Source organism: Fretibacterium sp., from assembly GCF_057312375.1.
Map to the genome: position 1 here is coordinate 60,582 of NZ_DBHLDX010000005.1, position 6,766 is coordinate 67,347.

Here is a 6,766-nt window from a genome sequence, read left to right on the forward strand (position 1 = left end):
GCTCAGCACATCGTCGCAAAGATGACGGCCTTGATGGTGTGCATCCGGTTCTCCGCCTCCTCAAAGACGAGGGAGCGGTCGGAGGTGAACACCTCGTCCGTGACCTCCATCTCCGGGATGCCGAACTTCTTGTAGATGTCCTCGCCGATGGTGGTGTTGCGGTCGTGGAAGGACGGCAGGCAGTGAAGGAAGATCGCGTCCGGCGAGGCCAGGTCCATCACGCGACGGTTGACCTGATAGGGCGAGAGCAGCTTGATCCTCTTCTCCCAGATATCGTCAGGCTCTCCCATGGAAACCCAGATGTCGGTGTAGAGGACATCGGCACCCTTAACCGCGGTATCGACGTTGGAGTTGAGCGACACCGTGCACCCCTGCCTCTTTGCGATCTCCTTGGCCTTCTCGACGAGCTCCGCCTTCGGGAAGAGGTCGCTGGGGCCACAGGCGGTGAAGTTCACGCCGGTCATGGCGCAGGCGATCATCAGCGAGTTCGCGACGTTGTTCCTGGCGTCGCCCATAAAGACGCAGCTAAGCCCTTTGAGGTGCCCGAAGTGCTCCTCCATCGTCATAAGGTCCGCAAGCATCTGGGTGGGGTGGAAGTCGTCCGTCAGGCCGTTCCAGACGGGAACGCCCGAGTACAGCGCAAGCTCCTCCACCAGCTTCTGGCTGAAGCCGCGGTACTCGATGCCATCGTACATCCTGCCGAGGACCTTCGCGGTGTCCTCGATGCTCTCCTTCTTGCCCATCTGAGAGCTGCCGGGGTCAAGGTAGGTGACGCCCATCCCCAGGTCCATCCCCGCGACCTCAAAGGAGCAACGGGTCCGGGTCGATGTCTTCTCGAACAGCAGGACGATGTTCTTCCCCTCAAGGTAGCGGTGCGGCGTCCTGGTTCGCTTCAGGTCCTTGAAGTTCTTCGCCAGGTCCAGAAGGTACCGAACGTCCGACGGCTCAAAATCTAAAAGCTTCAGGAAACTTCTTCCTCTCAAGTTTCTTGCCACGATAATTCCTCCCTGTTGTTTTTCGATAACGGAGTCCATCCGGACCGAAAGCCCGGTGAACGGCCCGCTTTAACGCTCAATTTTGATTGAAAACTCAAGCTCCAAAAGACTGACGTACAATAAACCATCCTGTTGAAAAAGGCAAGTCAGACAACGCTGGTTTCTCGTCATTGAAAGCGAACGGATTCTCGACGCATCCAACCGGAAGACTTGCTCTTTTTGAATGTCATTGCAGATGCCGCTAATTAGTCCGGGAAATACTGAAGCGTAAGGTCCCGCTCCTTGCACCACTCTGTCCAGGTCTTTCCCTTGAAATCGGTGTCCTTGGCGTAGTTGTAGAACTGCTGCAGGAAGATGCGCCGCTCGATGGATGCCTTCATTTTGTAGTGCGTTTTGCCCGTCGTCGCGACTTCCGTGCGCACATCGACGGGGCCGATAAGCCCCTGCCGTGCAGCAATGTCGTCAAAGCTCGCCACTTTATAATTTTTGTAAATGTCGGTCATCACCATGAAGTTCGTGGTTCGTCCCTCGCCGGCATAGCAGTGCATGAACAGCCATTCGTCTGTCGGAAGGTCCGCCATGAAGGCCACGAACAGATCGACCTCATGATCGTCAGGGCGGAAGTGGTTGGTGTCCGCGAAACGTACGTACTTTGCGCCCTTGCTCTTGACGAGGTCCTCCTCGCTCCGGATCACCGGTTTTTTGTACTCCAGCATGGGACTGTCGTGATCTGCGCCCCATTCCTTGGTCTGATACATCTTTATGGTATCCTGTTTTCTCAATTCATCCAGCAGTCCGGCTTCGATCTCAAGCACTTTTTCAGTGGGGGTGCCTTCATTGACGTAGTTGTTGGGAATCCAGTACATGAACACATTGCCGTCGATAAGTCCGTGCGTTTCGCCACGCAAATCCATGACGGTCAACTTATCCGGCGTTACGCCAACTTTCTCCTTCAGAGTAGACAGAATCCAGTCAAACTGTTTCTCGGTGAAATCAGCGCCTCCGGCGGTGCGTAGGGTGTCCATTCCCTCACGACTGACGTTAGTGTTGCAGCCGAGCTCCTTCAATCTGGACAGCTTCTCCGCAGGGGAAGGATCGATCGACATGCGCCAGTTCATATATTTGAAATCGGCAGTCAAGTCCTCGTTGACGAAGTCCACCTTCCATTCCGGTTTCGGTTCGGCTCCTTCCATTTGAGAAACAACACCGAAAGACAACAGGACAGCGAGCACCAGTTTCCACGCGATGGATAAACGCCGTGACATAACCATAAATTCCTCCTCAGACAAATTATTGGACCTGCGCCTCAATAAAGGAGCGAGGGCTATCTTTAACTGGCACCCCTCTTAACTCTCCTTCAGGGCTTCGACCTCGTCCAGGGAAAGGCGGGTGAAGCGCGCGACGGACTCCGGGGACATCCCTTCCCGCAGCATGGCACGCGCCGTCTCCTGTCGGCCAAGCAGCTTCCCCTTAGCCTCGCCCTTAGCCTCGCCCTTAGCCTCGCCCTTAGCCTCGCCCGCAGCCATACCTTTAGCCCAGCCTTTAGCTTCGCCCTCGGCCCAGCCCTTCTCTCGGGCCCTCCTCGTCGCCTCCGCCAGCCGGTCCTCCCGAATCGCCTTGAAGTCCAGCTGCGTTACCATCTCCCGCAGCTGATAGTAGCGGTTCTCCGGAGAACTCCAGTACTCCTGCTCCACCTCGCTCACCTCCGAAAATACGGTATCCCTCGACAAGCTCTCGCGCAGCAGGGCCAGACCGTCGCTCTCGTTGTTGATGTAGCCTCCCCACACCTGCGCACGCTCCTCAGGGCTCAATACGTGGTTCGGGCTCGCCTTCAGCTTCGCCCGCAGCTCCCGCAGGGGTCGCGCCGCCTTGTTCAGCTCGACGTAGAACAAGAGAAGGTCGTCCGTTTCCATTAGACGGCGCCCCGTCCCGGGGTTCATCAGCGCAAAGTCCCACAGCCCACGCTCCCCCTCAAAAAGGTCGAATCCCAACAGCGAGATGGAGACGATCGGGGACAGGCTCGCGTACCCCTCGCCCCTCTTGAGCGACCTCGTGTAGTTCCGGCACAGGTAGAAGAGGCAGCGCTTCTGAAAGTGCGTGTAGTTCTCCCGCTGCATCTCGATGTGCAGGGTGCGGCCCAGGTCGTCCAGCGCCGTCAGGTCGAGGCGCGTGTACTTCGCTCCCACCGCCTCCGGCTCCCGTTCGGTGTCCGTGAGGGTTACCGTCTGTAGTAGTGGGTAGCCCAGCGCACCAAAGAGGGCGTTTAGCATATCGCGAAGCAGCCGGCCCCGCGCCGGCGTCCCCAGCAGGAAACGGAAGTACAGGTCGGTGGAGCGGTCGATGTTCTCCGGCAGCTCCCCCTGCTCCTGAAGGTTCAGCATCTCCTGCCGTTCGTGCTTCGTCATGACCGGGACGACCCTCTCCTTGTCCTTATCCATGCTCACCACCTCCTCAGGCGACGTATTCACTGGCTTTATTATAGCAACAACGAATCGTACCCCACGATTTACAACTCATTGGCGGATGCAGGACCAGGAATTTACATCGCCATCAAGATGGAGGTTCGAGCGGGGAAGGCAAGTGAAAAATTTAGAGATTCTCCCGCACCATCGGCATGGTCATGCAACGGGGACCGCCACGCCCGCGCGACAGCTCCGCTGACGGTATGACGTGCAGTTTAACCCCTGCATCCTCAAGAGATTTATTCGTGACCACATTGCGGTCGTAGACGATGATCTCACCAGGCGCGACGGCAAAGGTGTTGGAGCCGTCACTCCACTGTTCGCTGGGTGCGTCAACGGGGTCGCCGCCCCCACAGGGCAGGAGCCGGACCTTATCCAGGTTCAGGTACTTCTTAAGCACGTCCTCAAGTGCACGCCCCTGATACTCGAACCTGAGCTCTCCATCCTTCATCGTCACAGCGATAACTTCAAGATGCTGCTGTATCTCCGGATGGATCGTGAAGAGATCCCGGTCCACCATAGTAAACACGGTATCCAAGTGCATGAAAGCCCGCTTTGCGGGGAACTTGAACGCCAGAATCGTCTCAAAGCTGTCAGGCCCCTTAAAAAGCCTCTCTGCGAAGAGCTCGATGGCCCTTGCCTCCGTGCGCTGAGAGATCCCCACCGCCAAGACCTTATCGCTGAGGACCAGCTGGTCACCGCCCTCAATGTGGTACGGTATGTCCCTGTCGTAGTAGAACGGAATGGCGGAGTTCTTAAATCGTGGGTGATACTTAAAGATATACTTGCCAAAGAGCGTTTCGCGGTTGCGAACGGTGCTCCACATGTGGTTGAGCGACACGCCGGACCCGATCAGGGCAAAGGGGTCCCTTGTGAAATAAAGGTTGGGCATCGGGTTTGTGACGAATGGATACTCCGCATCCACGAAGTCGACAAGCGACGTGTGGTCACGCTTGGGGAAACTGGAGCGGCGGGTTCCGGCCATGATCTGCAGCACCATATCCCGCGTCTTGGGAATGCCCAGCAGGAAGTCCTTGAGCATCCGAATCTCGTCCTTGGAGGTCACACAGGTCTCGCCGATGAACTCGTCCACGAACGCCTCACGCACCCCGGCGTTCTCAATCGCCTCTGCAGCAAGGTCCTCAAGGTAGATCACCTCGGCGCCGCAACTTCTCAACATGGCGGCAAAGGCATCGTGTTCCGCCATCGCTCCGCGCAGGAACGGCACTTCATCGAACAGGAAATCCGCCATCAGATCGGGAGAGATGTTGCTCAACTCGTTGCCAGGCCTGTGGAGGATAACCTGTTTCAACCGTCCTATCTCAGAAAAAACACGAATATCCTTCATGAACTGCACTCCTTCCAAAAATGCGGGGAATCCGCTTCAACCCCGAAGGAAACTCGCCTCCAAAAAAAGGATTGCAACCTTGACGACGATATCAAGGCTGCATCCCAACTCAAAACGCATCCCTATCCGTGCATGGCAAAAACTCAAGCGCAGTCAGGGATATGGGGTTGACCGATCAAATGGCGCTCGCCATCAGGCGGCAGCGGCCTCCTCGCTGTCGAGGGGCCTTGCCCTCATCCCGTTGGTGACGTAGCCGACGATCATGTAGACGAGCGAACCGGCGATGCCTGCGATGATCGGTGCCTCGACCCAGCCGAACTTGCCGTAGATGAGGACGAGGTAGACGTTGCCGAAGAAGCCTGTGATCATCGAGAGCAGACAGGTGAGCAGGTTCCCCTCGATGAACGTCCTGATGATGGTGGGCCCGACCAGCATCGAGATAAGGCCTCCGGTCCCTATGTAGGCGATGCGGTTCAGCATCCCCTGAGGAGCGAAGAAGGTCAGCACGATGCCCAGCACCGTCGTGACGACGACCGCGCCGCGGTTCAGGAGATCAGCGTATTTGGAGTCCCTGCCCGCCGCCGACACGTAAAGGTCGTGAGAGAGCGCCGACGCCTGCACCTGAAGCACGGAGCTGATCGTGGAGAGCATCGCGAAGATGATGAAGAGCGATATGATGCTCGCGACAGCCGGCGACAGGTACGTGTTCAGGAAGACTGGCATCGCGTGGTCCGCAACGTGGGCTCCCGCCGGAGCTTCGGTCGCCAAGACCTGCGGCCAGGTGGGGTCCTTGTAGAACATGTAGAGGCCCACCAGCGGAACAAAGCTCATGGCAAAACCCATGGGGGCCATATAGAGCGCGACGAGAGGAATGTTCATGTCCTTCTTCATGGCGAGGAAACGAACGGACATGTAGGGCAAAACGGTCGTGAAGAGCATGGCGTAGACGAAGACGAGGAACACGCTGTACTTGGGGTCGCCATAGGGGTTGGACGTGGTTGGGTTGATGAACTCCGGCTTGATCTCGCCCACCCTGGCGATGAGCTCCGTCAGCGAGACGTCCTGCGTGATGACATAGTAAACGATGCACGAGGCGATGACCATGCCGCAGCACATGATCGTATCGGTGATCGCCACCGCCAGGAGCCCGCCCTGCATCGTGAAGATCATGACGACCGCCATGAAGATAATGGCCGAGATGTGGAGCGACGTCCCGAGCCACTCCGAGGCCACGCTTGCGACGGCGCGGATCTGGCCGATCATGTAGACCGACATGAAGACGAACGTGGCGATGGCCGCCAGGAAGTGGACGAGCCGACGCATGCCCTGTGAGCCCCTGTGGGTGTTTGCGAGGTATTCCGGAACCGTCAGCGCCCCGAACCTCTCGCCCTGCTTGCGCATGAAGCCCGCGAAGAAGAGCGCGCCGAAGGTAATGGCCGGCGCGAACAAGAAGTTTGCAAGGATCTCGATCGTGCCGTAGGCGTAGGCCGTCCCCGGCGAGCCGATGAAGCCCCAGCCGCTGTAGCCCGTCGCCATAAGCGTCCCCGCAGCCACAAAGGGCCCCATCTCGTTGCTGCCGAGCAGGAAGGCCTTCTCATCGTCGCCGGACAGGTGGGCCATCTCGGCCTTTTTCTTGAGCCTGACGTTCGTCCACCAGCCCACGCCGATAAGTATCGCCGACGCAACCGCAAAGATGCCCCACCTGTACAGTTCTATACCAGTCATTACTCACACTTCCCCTTCCCCTGCTGGATTTGCCTGCGGATACAGGCGATGATGGGAACAGCAAAAAGAATGACGCTGCCTATTGCAAAGGAATCCAGGGTCCACGAACCAAACATGATGCCCTCCTTGTTTCCTTGTATTAAGATACAAAAAGGAGGTTTGTCGGGCTAAAAAGCTATAACAGCTCGGCAAACCTCCAAAAACGTTATGCTAGACCGAAGCTCTAAAAATCGACG

5 protein-coding genes are annotated in these 6,766 nt (G+C 57.5%); all 5 read right to left on the reverse strand.

Annotated elements, in window-relative coordinates; genetic code table 11:
- Window positions 1-2: 2 nt before the first annotated feature.
- The 5 genes from argF to ACO41U_RS01980 all read right to left on the reverse strand — a co-directional run bounded on the left by argF (window position 3) and on the right by ACO41U_RS01980 (window position 6,530).
- Window positions 3-995, reverse strand: a complete 993-nt coding sequence (argF, locus tag ACO41U_RS01960) for an ornithine carbamoyltransferase (protein ID WP_298780136.1) — start codon at window positions 993-995, stop codon at window positions 3-5.
- A 245-nt stretch (window positions 996-1,240) separates the two neighbouring features.
- A complete protein-coding gene (locus ACO41U_RS01965; protein ID WP_485941267.1) occupies window positions 1,241-2,260 on the reverse strand; it encodes a hypothetical protein in 1,020 nt (339 codons plus the stop codon).
- 81 nt (window positions 2,261-2,341) lie between these two features.
- The gene (locus tag ACO41U_RS01970; protein ID WP_485941268.1) at window positions 2,342-3,433 is read right to left on the reverse strand and encodes an Rpn family recombination-promoting nuclease/putative transposase; all 1,092 of its coding nucleotides are present in this window, start codon (window positions 3,431-3,433) and stop codon (window positions 2,342-2,344) included.
- A 151-nt stretch (window positions 3,434-3,584) separates the two neighbouring features.
- Window positions 3,585-4,805, reverse strand: coding sequence for an arginine deiminase (gene arcA, locus ACO41U_RS01975; RefSeq protein ID WP_485941269.1), 1,221 nt, complete (start codon window positions 4,803-4,805; stop codon window positions 3,585-3,587).
- 192 nt (window positions 4,806-4,997) lie between these two features.
- On the reverse strand, window positions 4,998-6,530 hold the full coding sequence (locus ACO41U_RS01980) for a sodium:solute symporter family protein (protein WP_485941270.1): 1,533 nt from the start codon (window positions 6,528-6,530) through the stop codon (window positions 4,998-5,000).
- Window positions 6,531-6,766 lie beyond the last annotated feature (236 nt).

What these genes read in the sequence shown, in the direction of transcription:
- arcA (WP_485941269.1), bottom strand. Translation starts at nt 4,805, where the DNA reads ATGAAGGATATTCGTGTTTTTTCTGAGATAGGACGGTTGAAACAGGTT.
- ACO41U_RS01965 (WP_485941267.1), bottom strand. Translation starts at nt 2,260, where the DNA reads ATGTCACGGCGTTTATCCATCGCGTGGAAACTGGTGCTCGCTGTCCTG.
- ACO41U_RS01970 (WP_485941268.1), bottom strand. Translation starts at nt 3,433, where the DNA reads ATGGATAAGGACAAGGAGAGGGTCGTCCCGGTCATGACGAAGCACGAA.
- ACO41U_RS01980 (WP_485941270.1), bottom strand. Translation starts at nt 6,530, where the DNA reads ATGACTGGTATAGAACTGTACAGGTGGGGCATCTTTGCGGTTGCGTCG.